General features: G+C 65.9%; 12 protein-coding genes and 1 tRNA gene. 6 read left to right on the forward strand and 7 right to left on the reverse strand.

Annotated features, from left to right (window positions below; genetic code table 11):
• Nucleotides 1-62: 62 nt before the first annotated feature.
• Nucleotides 63-524 carry a low molecular weight protein-tyrosine-phosphatase gene (locus ETX26_RS06210; RefSeq protein WP_191984705.1) on the forward strand — a complete coding sequence of 154 codons (462 nt, stop codon included), beginning with the start codon at nucleotides 63-65 and terminating at the stop codon, nucleotides 522-524.
• Here the strand turns inward: ETX26_RS06210 and recG are convergent.
• Nucleotides 521-2581 carry an ATP-dependent DNA helicase RecG gene (gene recG / locus ETX26_RS06215; RefSeq protein ID WP_129523766.1) on the reverse strand — a complete coding sequence of 687 codons (2061 nt, stop codon included), beginning with the start codon at nucleotides 2579-2581 and terminating at the stop codon, nucleotides 521-523. The two genes, ETX26_RS06210 and recG, sit on opposite strands and share 4 nt — an antisense overlap.
• A 116-nt stretch (nucleotides 2582-2697) precedes the next feature.
• On the opposite strand from recG, the gene ETX26_RS06220 reads away from it, so the two are divergent.
• Together ETX26_RS06220 and mfd are read left to right on the forward strand one after the other, a co-directional pair.
• Nucleotides 2698-2961, forward strand: coding sequence for an FAD assembly factor SdhE (locus ETX26_RS06220; protein WP_129523767.1), 264 nt, complete (start codon nucleotides 2698-2700; stop codon nucleotides 2959-2961).
• Between the two features lie 158 nt (nucleotides 2962-3119).
• Nucleotides 3120-6614, forward strand: coding sequence for a transcription-repair coupling factor (gene mfd, locus ETX26_RS06225; protein ID WP_129523768.1), 3495 nt, complete (start codon nucleotides 3120-3122; stop codon nucleotides 6612-6614).
• Between the two features lie 155 nt (nucleotides 6615-6769).
• Here the strand turns inward: mfd and ETX26_RS06230 are convergent, their stop codons facing one another.
• On the reverse strand, nucleotides 6770-7570 hold the full coding sequence (locus ETX26_RS06230) for an EAL domain-containing protein (protein ID WP_225425517.1): 801 nt from the start codon (nucleotides 7568-7570) through the stop codon (nucleotides 6770-6772).
• A gap of 119 nt (nucleotides 7571-7689) precedes the next feature.
• Here ETX26_RS06230 and ETX26_RS06235 point away from each other — a divergent pair, with 119 nt between their 5' ends.
• Nucleotides 7690-8478, forward strand: coding sequence for an NAD kinase (locus tag ETX26_RS06235; protein ID WP_263853364.1), 789 nt, complete (start codon nucleotides 7690-7692; stop codon nucleotides 8476-8478).
• An 84-nt stretch (nucleotides 8479-8562) separates the two neighbouring features.
• Here ETX26_RS06235 and ETX26_RS06240 read toward each other — a convergent pair.
• The 4 genes from ETX26_RS06240 to ETX26_RS06255 form a co-directional block, all read right to left on the reverse strand.
• A tRNA-Asn gene (locus ETX26_RS06240) sits at nucleotides 8563-8637 on the reverse strand.
• 93 nt (nucleotides 8638-8730) lie between these two features.
• Nucleotides 8731-11478: a preprotein translocase subunit SecA gene (gene secA / locus ETX26_RS06245; protein ID WP_129523770.1), complete on the reverse strand. Its 2748-nt coding sequence runs from the start codon at nucleotides 11476-11478 to the stop codon at nucleotides 8731-8733.
• A gap of 92 nt (nucleotides 11479-11570) precedes the next feature.
• A complete protein-coding gene (locus ETX26_RS06250; RefSeq protein ID WP_129523771.1) occupies nucleotides 11571-11843 on the reverse strand; it encodes a hypothetical protein in 273 nt (90 codons plus the stop codon).
• 48 nt (nucleotides 11844-11891) lie between these two features.
• Nucleotides 11892-12572: an energy transducer TonB gene (locus tag ETX26_RS06255; RefSeq protein ID WP_129523772.1), complete on the reverse strand. Its 681-nt coding sequence runs from the start codon at nucleotides 12570-12572 to the stop codon at nucleotides 11892-11894.
• Nucleotides 12573-12671: 99 nt separating this feature from the next.
• Between ETX26_RS06255 and argJ the strand changes: the two genes are divergently transcribed.
• Nucleotides 12672-13898: a bifunctional glutamate N-acetyltransferase/amino-acid acetyltransferase ArgJ gene (gene argJ, locus ETX26_RS06260; protein WP_129523773.1), complete on the forward strand. Its 1227-nt coding sequence runs from the start codon at nucleotides 12672-12674 to the stop codon at nucleotides 13896-13898.
• Nucleotides 13899-13927: 29 nt separating this feature from the next.
• Nucleotides 13928-14692: an inositol monophosphatase family protein gene (locus ETX26_RS06265; protein ID WP_129524179.1), complete on the forward strand. Its 765-nt coding sequence runs from the start codon at nucleotides 13928-13930 to the stop codon at nucleotides 14690-14692.
• Nucleotides 14693-14711: 19 nt separating this feature from the next.
• Here the strand turns inward: ETX26_RS06265 and trxA are convergent, their stop codons facing one another.
• Nucleotides 14712-15032 (reverse strand): thioredoxin, encoded by a 321-nt coding sequence (gene trxA / locus ETX26_RS06270; protein WP_129523774.1) that lies wholly within the window; start codon nucleotides 15030-15032, stop codon nucleotides 14712-14714.
• Nucleotides 15033-15056 lie beyond the last annotated feature (24 nt).

The following is a 15056-nucleotide window of genomic DNA, read 5'->3' on the forward strand; positions in this document are numbered from 1 at the left end:
GAATGTCCGGCGGACATTCACGGCCGGAAAACTCCCAAGCGCAAGTGCGGGAGGAGATCATGATGACCACCCCCGCCGTCCTGTTCGTCTGCCTTGGCAACATCTGCCGCTCTCCGCTCGCGGAGGCGGCGTTTCGCGATGCCGCGGCGCGCGCGGGAGTTGATGTCACAGCCGACAGTGCCGGGACCGCGGACTACCACATCGGCGAGCAGCCCGACCCGCGCAGCATCGCCACGGCGAAACGGTACGGGATCGACATCTCGCATTATCGCGGGCGCCAACTCGCGATGGATGATTTCGACCGGTTCGATTGGATCGTCGGCATGGACCGCTCGAACATGCGCGATATCGAACGCCTCCGGCCGGCGAACAGCAGGGCGAAGGTCGCCATGCTCATGGATCTCGTGCCTGGCCGCGAAGGGGCGGAAGTCGCCGATCCCTGGTACGGCGGCGAGGACAATTTCATCTACACCTGGGAAGACGTGAGCCGCGGCGCCGAAGCGCTCGTGGCCATGCTGCGCTAACCCCCGCGCAGCAGTTGCACACCCCAGTCGCGCTCGAACAGATAGAGCAGCACGCGGGCCGCCGTGCCGCGTTCGCCCTCAAGCCCGCCGTCGCGTTCCATCAGCAGGCGCGCGTCGTCATGCGCGAGGGGGAGCAGGCGCTGGATCTGGTCGAGGGTGGCGACGCGGAACGGCGTGTCGCCCGACTGGCGCGTGCCGAGCAGTTCACCGCCGCCGCGCAGGCGCAGGTCTTCCTCGGCGAGGCGAAAGCCGTCCTGCGTCTCGCGCATGAGGGCGAGGCGTTCGCGGCCGGTTTCGGATAGCGCGTCGGCGCGCAGCAGCAGGCAAGTCGATTTTTCGCTTCCCCGCCCCACCCGGCCGCGCAACTGGTGGAGTTGTGCGAGGCCGAAGCGTTCCGCCTGCTCGATCACCATCAGGGTCGCCGCTGGCACATCGACGCCGACTTCGATCACCGTGGTCGCAACCAGCAGCTTCGCCTCGCCACGCGCGAATCGCTCCATCGCGGCATCCTTCAGCTCCGGCTTGAGCTGCCCGTGGACCAGCACGACCGTATCGCCGAAACGTTCGCGCAGGGTAGCGTAGCGCGCCTCGGCCGCGGCAATGTCCTCGCTCTCGTGCTCGCGCACCATGGGACAAACCCAGTAGGCCTGCTGCCCACCCGCGATGTGCCGGCCGACGGCCTCGGCGACGTCCTGCAGCCGTTCCTGCGCCACCACGCGGGTGTCGATCGCCTGACGTCCGGGCGGCATCTCGTCGAGGCGGCTGACATCCATCTCGCCGTACTGCGCGAGGGTGAGCGTGCGCGGGATCGGCGTTGCGGTCATCGCCAGGATGTGCGGCGTGCGGCGCCCCTTGCCCGCAAGCTGCAACCGCTGCGCGACGCCGAAGCGATGCTGCTCGTCGATCACGACCAGCGCGAGGTCCCGGTAGGCGACGCTCTCCTGAAAGATCGCGTGGGTGCCGACGACGATGTCGATGCTGCCGTCCATCAGCCCCATCAGGATCGACTCGCGCGCCCTGCCCTTGTCGCGGCCGGTCAGCAGGGCGATCTCGACCCCGGTCGGCCGCGCCATGGCGCGCAGCGTTTCGAAGTGCTGGCGCGCGAGGATCTCAGTGGGGGCGAGTAGCGCCGCCTGTCTGCCAGCCTCGACCGCGATCAGCATGGCTTCCAGAGCCACCACCGTCTTGCCCGCACCGACGTCACCCTGGAGCAGGCGCAGCATGGGCGCTTCCTGTGCCAGATCGCCCTCGATCTCGGCGGTCGAGCGCTTCTGTGCGCCGGTGAGCGGGAATGGCAGTTGCAGCTTCGCACGCAGAGCGCCGTCGCCCTGCAGTGGCTGACCGCGCCGGCGGCGATTGTCCGCCCGTACGAGCATCAGAGCGAGGCTGTTGGCGAGGAGCTCGTCGTAGGCGAGCCTCTCGCGCGCGGCCGCATGCTCATCCTTGTGCGCCAGTTTGAGCGCGTCGGCCCAGGCCGGCCATTTCTGTCGCGCGAACTGCCCCGGTTCGATCCATTCGGGGAGTTCGGGCAGCCGCGCGAGCGCTTGCTCGACGAGGCTGGCAACCTTCGGCTGCGTCAGCCCCTCCGACAGCGCGTATACCGGTTCGCAGAGCTGACCGAGCGCGTTGTCGCCCTCTTCCGAGACGTGGTCCGGATGGACGATCTGGAGCATGTCGCCGTAACGATCCAGGCGGCCCGCCACCCAGCGCTTCTCGCCCACCGGGAGCTGCTTCTTCGCCGTATAGGATGCGCGGCCGAAGTAGGTCAGCGCGCAGACGTTGCCGACCGCATCCTGCGCGAGGACCCGGTAGGGGCCGCGGCCGCTGCGCGGGGCGCGATGCTCCGTCGGGGTAAGTGCGATCACGATCTGCTCGCCCTCGCTCGCGGCGTCGAGGTTCTCGACCGGGCGGCGGGTAACGAAGCGTTCGGGCAGGTGATAGGCGACGTCCTTCACCCGCGTTAGGCCGAGCTTGTCGAGCGGCTTTTGCAGCTTGGGCCCGACGCCGTCGAGCGTCGCGGTCTCGGCGAACAGCGGGTTGAGGATGTCGGGGCGCATGTGGTGCTCTTAACCGCTATCGTCGTCCCAGCGAAAGCCGGATCGCATGTCCGGCGCTGCTCAATGGAGAGCGATGTCAGCTTGCGCTGGCATGACGTGGAAGATAGGCGCCCCACATGGCCAACCCCACCCGCCTCTCCCGCGCCCGCTTCCGCGCCTGGCACCGCGGCACGCGCGAGGCCGACTACATGATCGGCGGCTTCTTCGACCGCTATCACGCCGATTGGGGCGACGCTGAGCTGGCCTGGTTCGAGGCGCTGTTGGAAGAGGACGACGTCGACGTGATGGCATGGGCGCTCGGCACCCGGGCAGTGCCGGATCGGTTTGCCGGCGCACAGATGGCGGCGATGCAGAAGCTCGACTACGTCGAGATTTCGTAGCTCACCAAACGTCGTCATCCCGGATTTCGCTGGGATGACGGGTGGGCAAATCGCCCCGAATGTCTATGTGAGGCGCTGGGACCCACCCGCTCGAATCCCTCGGGCGGGTTTTCGCTCGTGCGCGGAACGCGGGCGCGGCAACACGATTTGGACAGGACATGCCCGACCTCCACCGTATCCTGAAGGCCGAGAGGCCGCTCACGCTCGCCTCGGTCGCGCGGGGTGCGCAGCCTCTCGTGATGGCCGATCTCGCGCGCGCGGCGAAGGGCCGCGCGGTGTTCATCGCGGCGGACGAAGCGGCAATGCACGCGGTGACGGAGGCGGCGCAGTACTTCGCGCCCGAGCTGGAAGTCATCGAGTTCCCGGCCTGGGATTGCCTGCCCTACGACCGCGCGAGCCCGGCTCTTACCGTCAGCGCCCGCAGGCTTTCGGCGCTGCATCGCCTCCAGGCAGGCAAGGCCGGATCGCAACTGCTCGTGACCACCGTCAACGCCGTGCTCCAGCGCGTGCTGACACCGTTCCGGATTCGCGAAAGTGTGCGCGAGTTCAAGCCGGGGATCGAGATCGGCCGCGAAAGCCTTGCCGCGCTGCTTCAGCGGCAGGGCTACAGCCGAACCGACACCGTGATCGACAAGGGTGAGTACGCGGTACGTGGCTCGATAGTCGACATCTTCCCCTCGGGGCTCGACGAGGGACTGCGGCTCGACTTCTTCGGCGACGAGCTCGAAAGCCTCCGCAGTTTCGATCCCTCGACCCAGATGAGCACCGGCGTGCTCAAGTCGCACCTGCTGCTGCCGGCGAGCGAGGCGCTGCTCGACGAGGACAGCATCAAGCGCTTCCGCACCCGCTACCGCGAGATGTTCGGCGCCAACGCGACGCAGGACCCGCTCTACGAGGCGGTCAGCGAAGGCCGCCGTCTCGCGGGCATGGAGCATTGGCTGCCGCTGTTCGAAGAGCGGATGGCGACGCTGTTCGATCACCTCGGCGATGGCGACAGGGTGGCGATCGATTCCGCGGCGCTCCAGGCCGCCGAGGAGCGGCTGTCGGACATCTCCGACTATCACGAGCAGCGCAAGACCACCGGAGGGCAGGCCAAGGGAAGCTACCGCCCGCTGCCCGCCGACGCGCTTTATCTGACGGAAGATGAGTTCGGCGCCGCGCTGGAGGAGAAGCCCGTCCACCGCGCGACCATCTTCGCCGAGCCCGAAAGCGATCGCGTGATCGACTTCGGCTTCTCCTCCGCAAGAGATTTCGCACCCGAGCGCGCGCGAGGCGACAACGTCTACGAGGCCGCGGCCAAGCACCTCGGCGCGATCGGCAGGAGCGGGAAGAAGGCGCTGTTCGCCGCCTATTCCACCGGCAGCCGCGCCCGCATCGCGTCCATTCTCTCGGAGGCCGGGGCGAAGACGCAGCTTGCCGATAGCTGGCAGGAAGCGCTCGGCATGGCCGCCAAGGGCCAGGCGGTGGCGTTGGTCCTGCCGCTCGAAACCGGCTTTGCGAACGACGAGCTGGAGCTGCTTACCGAGCAGGACGTGCTCGGCGACCGCCTCGTCCGGCGCCGCAAGAAGCGCAAGGACTCCGACGCCTTCCTGGCCGAGCTGTCCGCGCTCAACCGGGGCGATCTGGTCGTCCATGTCGAGCACGGGATCGGCAAGTATCTCGGGCTCGAGCCGATCGCGGTCGGCAAGAGCCAGCACGACTGCGTGATGCTGGAGTACAAGGGCGGCGACAAGCTCTACATCCCGGTCGAGAACATCGACGTCCTCAGCCGCTACGGCAGCAGCGAGGAAGCGGTCATGCTCGACCGCCTCGGCGGCGAGGCGTGGCAGAAACGACGTGCGCGTCTGAAGGAACGCATCCGCGAAATAGCGGGCGAGCTGATGCAGGTCGCAGCGCAGCGCGCGCTCAAGAAGGCTCCGGTGCTGGCGGCGGAGGAGGCGAGCTTCAATCAGTTCGTCGATCGTTTCCCATGGCAGGAAACCGACGATCAGGACCGCGCGATCGAGGACGTTCTGGGCGATCTCGAAGCCGGCCGGCCGATGGACCGTCTGGTCTGCGGCGATGTGGGCTTCGGCAAGACCGAGGTCGCGCTACGCGCCGCCTTCGTCGCGGCGATGGCCGGGCAGCAGGTGGCGGTGGTCGCGCCGACCACACTGCTCGCGCGGCAGCACTACGCGAACTTCATGGAGCGTTTCGCGGGCTTCCCGCTGCGGATCGGGCGCCTCTCACGCCTCGTGCCGGCCAAGGAGATGGAGGAGACCCGCGAGGGTCTCGCGGACGGCAAAGTCGATATCGTGATCGGCACCCACGCGATCCTCTCGAAATCCACGAAGTTCCGCAATCTCGGCCTCGTGATTGTGGATGAGGAGCAGCGCTTCGGCGTCACGCACAAGGAGAAGCTCAAGCAGCTCCGCGCCGATGTCCACGTCCTCACCCTCACCGCCACGCCCATTCCGCGCACCTTGCAGATGGCGATGTCCGGCCTTCGTGAGCTTTCGACCATCCAGACCCCGCCGGTCGACCGGCTCGCGGTCCGCACTTACGTGATGGAATGGGACGACATGGTCATGCGCGAAGCACTGCTGCGCGAGCATCATCGCGGCGGACAGAGCTTTATCGTCGTGCCGCGCATCTCCGACATGGAATCGCTGTCGGACTGGCTGCACGAGCATGTGCCCGAAGTGAAGTTCGTCGCCGCGCACGGCCAGATGGCCGCCGGCGAGATCGAGGAGCGGATGAGCGCGTTCTACGAGGGCAAGTACGATGTGCTGCTATCGACTACGATCGTCGAGAGCGGGCTCGATCTGCCGAGCGCCAACACGATCATCATCCACCGGGCCGACATCTTCGGCTTGGCGCAGCTCTACCAGCTCCGCGGGCGCGTGGGCCGGTCGAAGCTGCGCGCCTATGCTTATCTGACTTACGAGAAGGACGTCGCGCTGTCCGAGGTCGCGGAGAAGCGGCTGAAAGTACTCGGCGACCTCGACAGCCTCGGCGCCGGCTTCCAGCTCGCCAGCCATGACCTCGACATCCGCGGCGCGGGCAATCTGCTGGGCGACGAGCAGTCGGGCCATATCCGCGAGGTCGGATTCGAACTCTACCAGTCGATGCTGGAGGACGCGATCCTCGCGGCCAAGGCCGGCGATGCCGGGCTGGAGCGCGGCGGCGATCCGCTGAGCCCGCAGATCACCGTCGATGCGCCGATCATGATCCCGGAGGACTACGTGCCCGATCTCGCCGTTCGGATGGCGCTCTATCGCCGCCTCAACGACGCCAACGACAGCGCCGAGATCGAAGCGATGGCCGCCGAGATGATCGACCGCTTCGGCCCCCTGCCCGACGCCACCGCGAATCTCATCCGCCTGATCGAGATCAAGCATCAGGCGATCGTCGCCAACATCGCGAAGGTCGATGTCGGCGCGCGCGGAACGTTGGTGACGTTCCACAACGACGACTTCCCCGATCCCGCGGGCCTGCTCGCCTATGTCGAGCGGCTGAAGGACACCGCCAAGCTGCGGCCCGACATGAAGCTTGTGATCAACCGCGCCTGGAGCGATCCCAAGTCACGGCTGAACGGACTGTTCCAGTTGACGAAGGGCCTGAGCGGTATCGTCCGCAAGACGAAGAAGCGCGAGAAGGAACTGGCTGCCTAGCACACGTCCCCGCGAAAGCGGGGGGCCTCAGGCAACCCGACGTCACCCGAGCCCCAGCGCAGGCCGGGCCTCCCTCCATCAGCGGAGCGCCAGTGGCCTGAGATCCCGGCCTTCGCTGGGATTCGGCAGGGCGCGGGCGAACGCTGCTTCCCCCGTTATCCGGACTGCGCGAATTCCTCGAACGCCTGCGCAGTCATCGGCCGCGCGCGCAGGAAACCCTGGAACGCCGCGCAGCCTTCATTGCGCACCTTCTCCAGTTGCGCTTCGTCCTCGATCCCCTCGGCGATCACGGCGATGTCGAGCGCCCCGGCCATGGCGACGATCGCGCGCAGCACGGCCAGATCGCGCTCATCCGTGACTATCCCCTCCACCATGGATCGGTCGAGCTTGAGATAATGGAGCGGCAGGACCTTGAGATAGCGGAAGTTGCAGAAGCCCGCGCCGAAGTCGTCGAGCGCGATGCGCATACCCTGGCCGGCGAGCCGCGCGAGTTGGGCCGCGCTGCCGTCGATGTCGCGCACCAGCGCCTGTTCGGTAAGTTCGAGCGTCAGTCGTTCCGCCGGAAAACCTGATTCCCGCGCCAGTGCGCCAAAGGCGTCGGCGAAATTCTCCGCGGCGATATCGGCGGCGGTGACGTTGAGCGAGAGGCGCAGCGGATCGGGCCAGCGTGCCGCGGCCGCCAGCGCCCGACCGGCGATGTGGTGCGTGAGCGCTGCAGCGTCGGCTGCGTCCCCGGCGAGCGCGAACAGGGCATCGATCCCGCCCGTCCCCCGGCGCTGGTGGTTCCAGCGCGCCAACGCCTCCGCGCCGATCAGCCTCTCGTCGCCGCATGAGAACTGCGGTTGAAAGACAATTTCCACCTGCCCTCCGTCGATCGCGGAGAACAGCTCCTGCGAACGCCCGGCGCCGCTTCGCCGGCGGTCGGTGGGGGAGCGGCGATCGAGATTCGAAGCCATGAAATCCATTTCCCGCCGTTGACCCAATCTGTCCCCTGCGTCTGCCCGCGTGCGGCGCGCGTTGCAAATCGAGACGGTGCCCCATAGGGTGCGCCGGGCACGACGGAGTTCCAAGCACCTTGGGCGTTTCCAATGGATACACGCGGCTGGCGATGATCGCCTCGGACACCGAGCGCGCGCAGGAAGCGGCGCACGAGCTGCGCCAGTCGCAGGCGTTCTGTCCGATCGACGAGGCGGAGGCGGTGGCCGTGATCGGCGGCGACGGCTTCATGCTCCACACGCTGCACCAGATGCTCGACAGCGGCGATGTGAAGCCGGTCTACGGCGTCAACCTGGGCACCGTCGGTTTCCTGATGAACAAGTATCGCAAAGGCGGCAAACTGCTCGACCGGGTAAACCGCGCGCGTTCGATCGCCATCGCTCCATTGCGCATGGAAGCCGTGACGCAGGACGGTGCAAAGACGACGTTCTGCGCGATCAACGAGGTCTCGCTGCTGCGCGAAACGCGCCAGACCGCCAAGATCGAGGTTTCGGTCGACGACCGGGTGCGGATCGACGAGTTGGTGTGCGACGGCGTGCTGGTGGCGACCCCCGCCGGATCGACCGCCTACAACCTGTCCGCGCATGGGCCGATCCTGCCGCTCGATTCGAACCTGCTGGCGCTGACTCCGATCAGCCCGTTCCGCCCGCGGCGCTGGAACGGCGCGCTGCTGCCCGATCGCAGCCGCATTCTGCTCCGCGTGCGCGAGCCGTCGAAGCGGCCGGTCTCCGCCGTCGCGGATCAGAAGGAAGTGCGCGACATTGCCGAGGTGACACTCGAGGTGGCTCATGAATCCGAGCTGGCGCTGCTGTTCGATCCCGGCCACGCGCTGGACGAGCGGATCGTCGCCGAACAGTTCATCGCCTGAACCCTGCCCAGGCAGATCCCGACATGAGAAAAGGGCGCGGCGAGAAAATTCGCCGCGCCCTTTTTCATTGCCGTTTCAGGATGATGGCTCCCCGAGTTGGATTCGAACCAACGACCAAGTGATTAACAGTCACCTACTCTACCGCTGAGCTATCGGGGAGCAGCCCGTGCAGGCAGAGCGCGCGTATATGGTCGAGCTTCGGAGTTTGCAACCCCATCGTTGCGATAGCCGAAGGATTGCCGACGACGCTCCTCAGGAGGCGGCGCCGTGGCAATGCTTGTACTTATTGCCCGAGCCGCAGGGGCACGGTGCGTTGCGGCTGATGTCCATCCCGGCGTAGGGGTTCTCACCCGCTGCGCCCCCCGGTCCCGCCGCCGCGCGCGGGCTGCCGGCCAGCGCCCCGAACAGAGCGGCACGCGCCGCCGAGCCATCGCGGTCATCCGAATTCTCGAGGCCGGTCAGCGGGTCGACGTGCCCCGTGAGGAAATCGGGCAAGTCGGGCAGCGTTTCCTGAGGCGGCTGGGTGAGACGCAGCTCGCTCTTGAGCAGGATTGAGGTGATGTCCTCGCGCAGCTTGTGGAGCATCGTCTCGAACAGGCCAAAGGCTTCCTGCTTGTATTCGTTGATCGGCTGCTTCTGCGCGTAAGCACGAAGGAACACCACCTGGCGCAAGGCGTCTAGCGTCGCCAGGTGTTCCTTCCAGTGAAAGTCGAGCCGCTCGAGGAGGATCGATTTCTCGACCTGGCGCCAGATCGATGGATCGTTCTGCGCCATCTTGCGCTCCATGATCTCGTCGACTTCGGTGCGAATCCGCTCCTCGATGATCTCGGGTTCGAGCGTGTCCTCCTGCATCCAGTCGTCGATCGAAGGTGCAATGCCGAGAACCTCGGTCACGCGCTCCTTCAGGCCTTCTACGTTCCATTGTTCGGGATAGGAGCCGGCCGGGCAGGCCTCCGCCACCAGCGTGTTGACCGTGTCGTGGCGCATGTCGACCACCACGTCATCGACCCGCTCGCTGTCCATGATCTCGGCACGCTGCTCGTAGATTACCTTGCGCTGGTCGTTCATCACGTCGTCGTACTCGACCACCTGCTTGCGGACGTCGTAGTTGCGCGCCTCGACCTTCTTCTGCGCGGTCTCGATCGCCTTCGACAGCCAACGCGAACCGATCGCTTCGCCATCCTCCAGGTTCGAGTTCATCATCCGCGCGAACAGCGTGTCCGGCCCGAAGATGCGAAGCAGATCATCCTCGAGGCAGAGATAGAAGCGCGACAGGCCGGGGTCGCCCTGGCGACCCGACCGGCCCCGCAGCTGGTTGTCGATGCGGCGCGATTCGTGCCGCTCGGTGCCGAGCACGAAGAGGCCGCCGGCCTCGAGCACCCTGGCCTTCTCGGCGGCGACTTCTTCCCTGATCTTCTCGATCGCTGCGTCCTTCTCCGGCCCATCCTCCATCTCGCCGAGCTCGTCCTCGATCCGGAACTCGACGTTGCCGCCGAGCTGAATGTCGGTGCCGCGGCCGGCCATGTTGGTCGCGATCGTTACTGCGCCGAGGCGGCCGGCCTGCGCCACGATGCGGGCCTCCATTTCGTGGAAGCGCGCGTTGAGCACGCTGTGCTCGACGCCTTCGGCTTCCAGGAACTGCGCAAGAAGCTCGCTCTTCTCGATCGAGACCGTGCCGACGAGCACCGGCTGACCGATCTCGTTCTTCTCCTTGATCGCCTTTGCGATGGCTTTGAACTTGTCCTGCGTGTTCTTGTAGAACTCGTCTTCCTCGTCGATCCGCTGGACCGGAACGTTGGTGGGGATCTCGACCACGTTCATCTTGTAGATGTCCCAGAACTCGGCCGCCTCGGTAGCGGCTGTGCCGGTCATGCCGGAAAGCTTGGGATACATGCGGAAGTAGTTCTGGAAGGTGATCGAGGCCATCGTCTGGTTCTCGGGCTCGATCTTCACGCCTTCCTTGGCCTCGACTGCCTGGTGCAGGCCGTTCGACCAGCGGCGCCCATCCATCATGCGGCCGGTGAACTCGTCGATGATAACGACCTTTCCGTCCTTCACGATGTAGTCGATGTCGCGCTTGAACATGATATTGGCCTTGAGGGCCTGGTCCAGGTGGTGGACGACCTGGGTGTTCTCGACATCGTAGAGATTGTCGGTCTCGAGCAGGCCGGCCTCGGCCAGCAGTTGCTCGACCTTCTCGATACCGTCCTCGGTCCAGGTGATGTTCTTGGTCTTCTCGTCGGCGTCGTAATAGCTCTCGTCGATCGACTTCACGATCTCGTCGATCGAGACGTAGAGATCGGTCTTGTCTTCGGTGGGGCCTGAGATGATGAGCGGCGTGCGCGCCTCGTCGATCAGAATCGAGTCGACCTCGTCGACGATCGCGTAGTTGAACGGGCGATGCACCATCTGACGCCGCTCGTGTTTCATGTTGTCGCGCAGGTAATCGAAGCCGAACTCGTTGTTGGTCCCGTAGGTGATGTCGGCCGCGTAGGCTTCGCGCCGCTGGTGTTCGCTGAGGTTGGGCACGATCACGCCCACGGTCAGCCCCAGCCAGCGATAGAGTTGGCCCATCCACTCCGCATCGCGGCGGGCGAGATAGTCGTTGACGGTGACGACGTGGACGCCCTTGCCTTCGATCGCGTTGAGATAAGTCGCAAGCGTGGCGACCAGGGTCTTTCCCTCACCAGTCTTCATCTCGGCGATCTCGCCCCGATGGAGAACGATGCCGCCGATCATCTGCACATCGAAATGACGCATGCCGAGCACGCGTTTCGAAGCCTCGCGCACGGTGGCGAATGCCTCGGGCAGGATGGCGTCCAGCGTCCTGCCTTCCTGGAGCTGCGTGCGGAACTTATCGGTCTGCGCCTGGAGCTCCTCATCGGAGAACGCCGCGATCTGATCTTCTAGGGCGTTGATCTGGTTGACGATCTTACCGAGCGACCTGACGTAGCGGTCGTTGGACGAGCCGAAAATGGATTTGGCGATGGCTTGGAACATGAAGTGGTCCTGTCCGGACTGAGAATGGATGGAAGCCGCCCGCGCACGCTCGGCGCCGGCAGCGGATCACGTCGAAAGGTGCGGAAACGCGCCTATTCGAAGGCGCGGTCGGGGCCGAACTGAACGGTCGGAATATAGATCGTGACGGGCTTGCGTACCTTGCAGCTTGGCGCGGGATCGGCCTTCGCGGGCAACTTGCTCTTGCGCGAGGCGGCATCGCACCGCTGCGCCTTGCCGGGCTGCGCCTCGGTCGCCCGGTCGCTCACCTCGGCGCTCAGCGCCTGGGCAAACGCCGCATTCGCCGGCGTGCCGGCAGCGGCAAGTCCAGTAATGAGCGCAAGGCAGGCGAGAAGGCGGGTCAGCATTTCGCCGCAAGATAGGTGCTTGTCACCGCGATGTCCATGCGCGGAACGTCACTCGGGCAAGGGTTCGTGGACGACCTGCTGCATTATACGAACCTTTACCCGCATGGGTTGTCCTTCATCATTCAACACAGGCTCGAACTCGGGCAGATCGCAGAATTGGTATTCAGCGGCCCACCCTTCGGCCGCCGAGACCTCGCACTCGGACCCGGTACCGTCCTTCTCGATGATGTAGGTGCCGATCAAACGGCCAGCGGGGGCGACATCGGCCAACCGCTTCTTGGGAATTTCCCATCGGATCGCGCTCGACCATTCGGCCTCGACCGGCTTCCCTGCCTCGGAGAACGCCGGCACAAATTTCGCGCGGCGCATCACCAGCGGACAGACCCGCGCGTCGAGCCGCGATGATCCGCTGCTGCTGTTGATCCTGCAGTTCGTCGGGTGACCCTCAGCATCAATCGAGAGGGTAAAGCTGGTCACTCCTTCTTCGCCGGCATTGATGGCGGCCTCCGGATAGTCGTCGGTCGTGACCCATCTTCCGGGATTGCATCTAGGCGTGGGGTTGGAAGGATACTCGTCAGGTGCGTCATAACCGCTCGGACAGGTAGGATCAGCGTCACCCGTGCCTACGACCCGAACCTCGCCCTCCGCCGGCTCCGCCAGACGCACCGATGTCGGCGCGATCGCTGGGTGCAACGACCCGACCATGAGCGAAATCCCGGCGATAATCATGCTGTCGTTCCCCCCTTTGCGCAATCGCACACAGCTTGCCGCGCTCCGCCCCGAATGGCAACGCTTGCCACGACTCCGCACGTTGCATAGGCGGCAGCGATGGACCTCGAACGCTCTCCCCTCGCGCAGCCCTTTCCCGAGATGCCCTCGATCGCGGGTGTCGTACCGCGCGTGGCCCGTGCCGGGTACAAGGATTGGGGACGCTGCGATCTCACCTACGTCGAACTCGCCGAAGGCACCGCGGTCGCGGGCGTGTTCACGCGGAACGTGTGTTGCTCGAGCGAGGTCGAGCTGGGGCGGCGGCAGGTCGAGCGCGGCCATGCGCGGGCGCTGGTGGTCAACGCAGGCAACTCCAACGCATTCACCGGCTATCGCGGGCGTGAGGCCGTCGAGGCGATCATGGTGCAGGTTGCCGAGCACCTCGGCTGTCCGACGGAAGAGGTGTTCGTCTCTTCCACCGGCGTGATCGGGGTGCCGCTCCCGAAGGACAAGGCGCGCACCGGTATCGCCGCGGCGCTCGAAGCTGAGGAGTGCTCCTGGGAGGAAGCGGCCGCAACTATCGGAACCACCGACACTTTCCCCAAGGGTGCCACCGCACAGGCGGTGATCGGCGATACCACCGTGACCCTCTCTGCCATCATCAAGGGCAGCGGCATGATCGCGCCGGACATGGCGACGATGCTCGGTTATATTTTCACCGACGCGGCCGTCGAGCCCGCATTCCTGCAGCGCCTGCTGTCGGAAGCGAACGAACGGACGTTTTCCTGCATCACTGTCGACAGCGATACCTCGACCAGTGACACCGTGCTCGCCTTCGCGACGGGCAAAGCCGGCAACGCCCCTCTCACCTCGTTCGATGATCCGGGCGCCGACGCCTTCGCCGCCGCGCTGCACGACGTTTGCCACCAGCTTGCGCATCTCGTGGTTCGCGACGGCGAAGGGGCGCGCAAGTTCATCGAAATCGCGGTGACGGGCGCGGTGTCCGACGAGAGCGCCCGCAAGGTCGGCCTCGCCATCGCCAATTCGCCGCTGGTCAAGACCGCCATCGCGGGCGAGGACGCGAACTGGGGTCGTGTGGTCATGGCGGTGGGGAAGGCCGGTGAGCCGGCCGACCGCGACAAGCTTTCGATCGGATTCGGCGGCCACTGGACGGCGCGCGAGGGCCTTCCCCTCGCCGACTATGACGAGGCACCGGTTGCCGAGCATCTCAAAGGATCCGAGATCCGGATCGACGTCGATCTGGGTCTTGGCGACGGCCGAGCCACCGTGTGGACCTGCGATCTCACGCACGGCTACATCGCGATCAACGCGGACTACCGGTCGTGAGCCTGCTCGACCGCGAAATTCTCGCCTTGATGCGGCGGGTGAGCGAGGAAGCGATCGTACCGCTCTACCGCGCGCTTGCGGACGACCAGATCGTTGCGAAGGCGCCGGGCGACGTGGTGACGGTGGCGGATCACGCGGCCGAAGCTATGCTGGCTGAGGCGCTGGCCGCGTTCGAGCCCGCCCTGCCCGTCGTCGGCGAAGAGGCCTCGCATGCCGACGCGTCGGTACAGGATGCGCTCTCCGGCGAATGCTGGATCGTCGACCCGCTCGACGGCACCCGCAATTTCGCGCGCGGAGAACCGCCGTTTGGGATCATCATCGCGCGCGCCGAAGGCGGCGTGGCGCGCTCTGGCTGGATCTACGACTGTTTGAGCGGACGCTTCTGCGCCGCGCACGAGGGTGGCGGCGCGTTCGTCGATGGAGAGCGGATCGCAGCGAAACCCACCGGAGAGACACCGCCGGTCGCAGCGATCTCGCTGATCTTCATGGACGAAACGCGGCGCGAGGCGGTCAAGCGGCAGATCGCGCCGCACTACCGCCTGACCGACATCCCCTACTGCGCAGCGGAGCAGTATCCGCGCCTCGCGCTGGGCGTGAACGACGTCTCGATCTTCGAACGCACGCTCGCCTGGGACCATGCCGCCGGGGTGCTGTGGCTCAACGAGGCGGGCGGGAAGGCGGCGCGGCCAGACGGTTCGGTCTATCGGGTCGACGAATGGCAAAAGCCGGGCCTGCTGGGTGCTGCGAGCCCGGCGCTGTGGGACAAACTGGCGGAGCGGATGACCGGGATCTGAGAAGGAACCCGGATGGCTCTCAAAGCTCGCCTTCGAGCCACCCCTTGAGCTGGCTTTTGGGCGCAGCGCCCAGCTTCTGGGCAACCGGCTTGCCATCCTTGAACAGCACCATCAGCGGGATCGACTGGACGCCGATCTGACCGGGAACGCCGGTGTTCTCCATGATGTCCATCTTGGCGATCGTCACCTTGTCGGCCAGTTCCTCGCTGATTTCCTCGAGCGCGGGCGCGATCATCTTGCAGGGGCCGCACCAGTCGGCCCAGAAATCGACCAGCACGGGCTTGTCGCTGTCGAGCACATCGGCCTGGAAGCTGGCATCGGTGACGTTGACGGTCGCCATGGGGAATCTCCTGTTCTGTTGCCC

Source organism: Pelagerythrobacter rhizovicinus, assembly GCF_004135625.1.
Taxonomy (GTDB): domain Bacteria; phylum Pseudomonadota; class Alphaproteobacteria; order Sphingomonadales; family Sphingomonadaceae; genus Pelagerythrobacter; species Pelagerythrobacter rhizovicinus.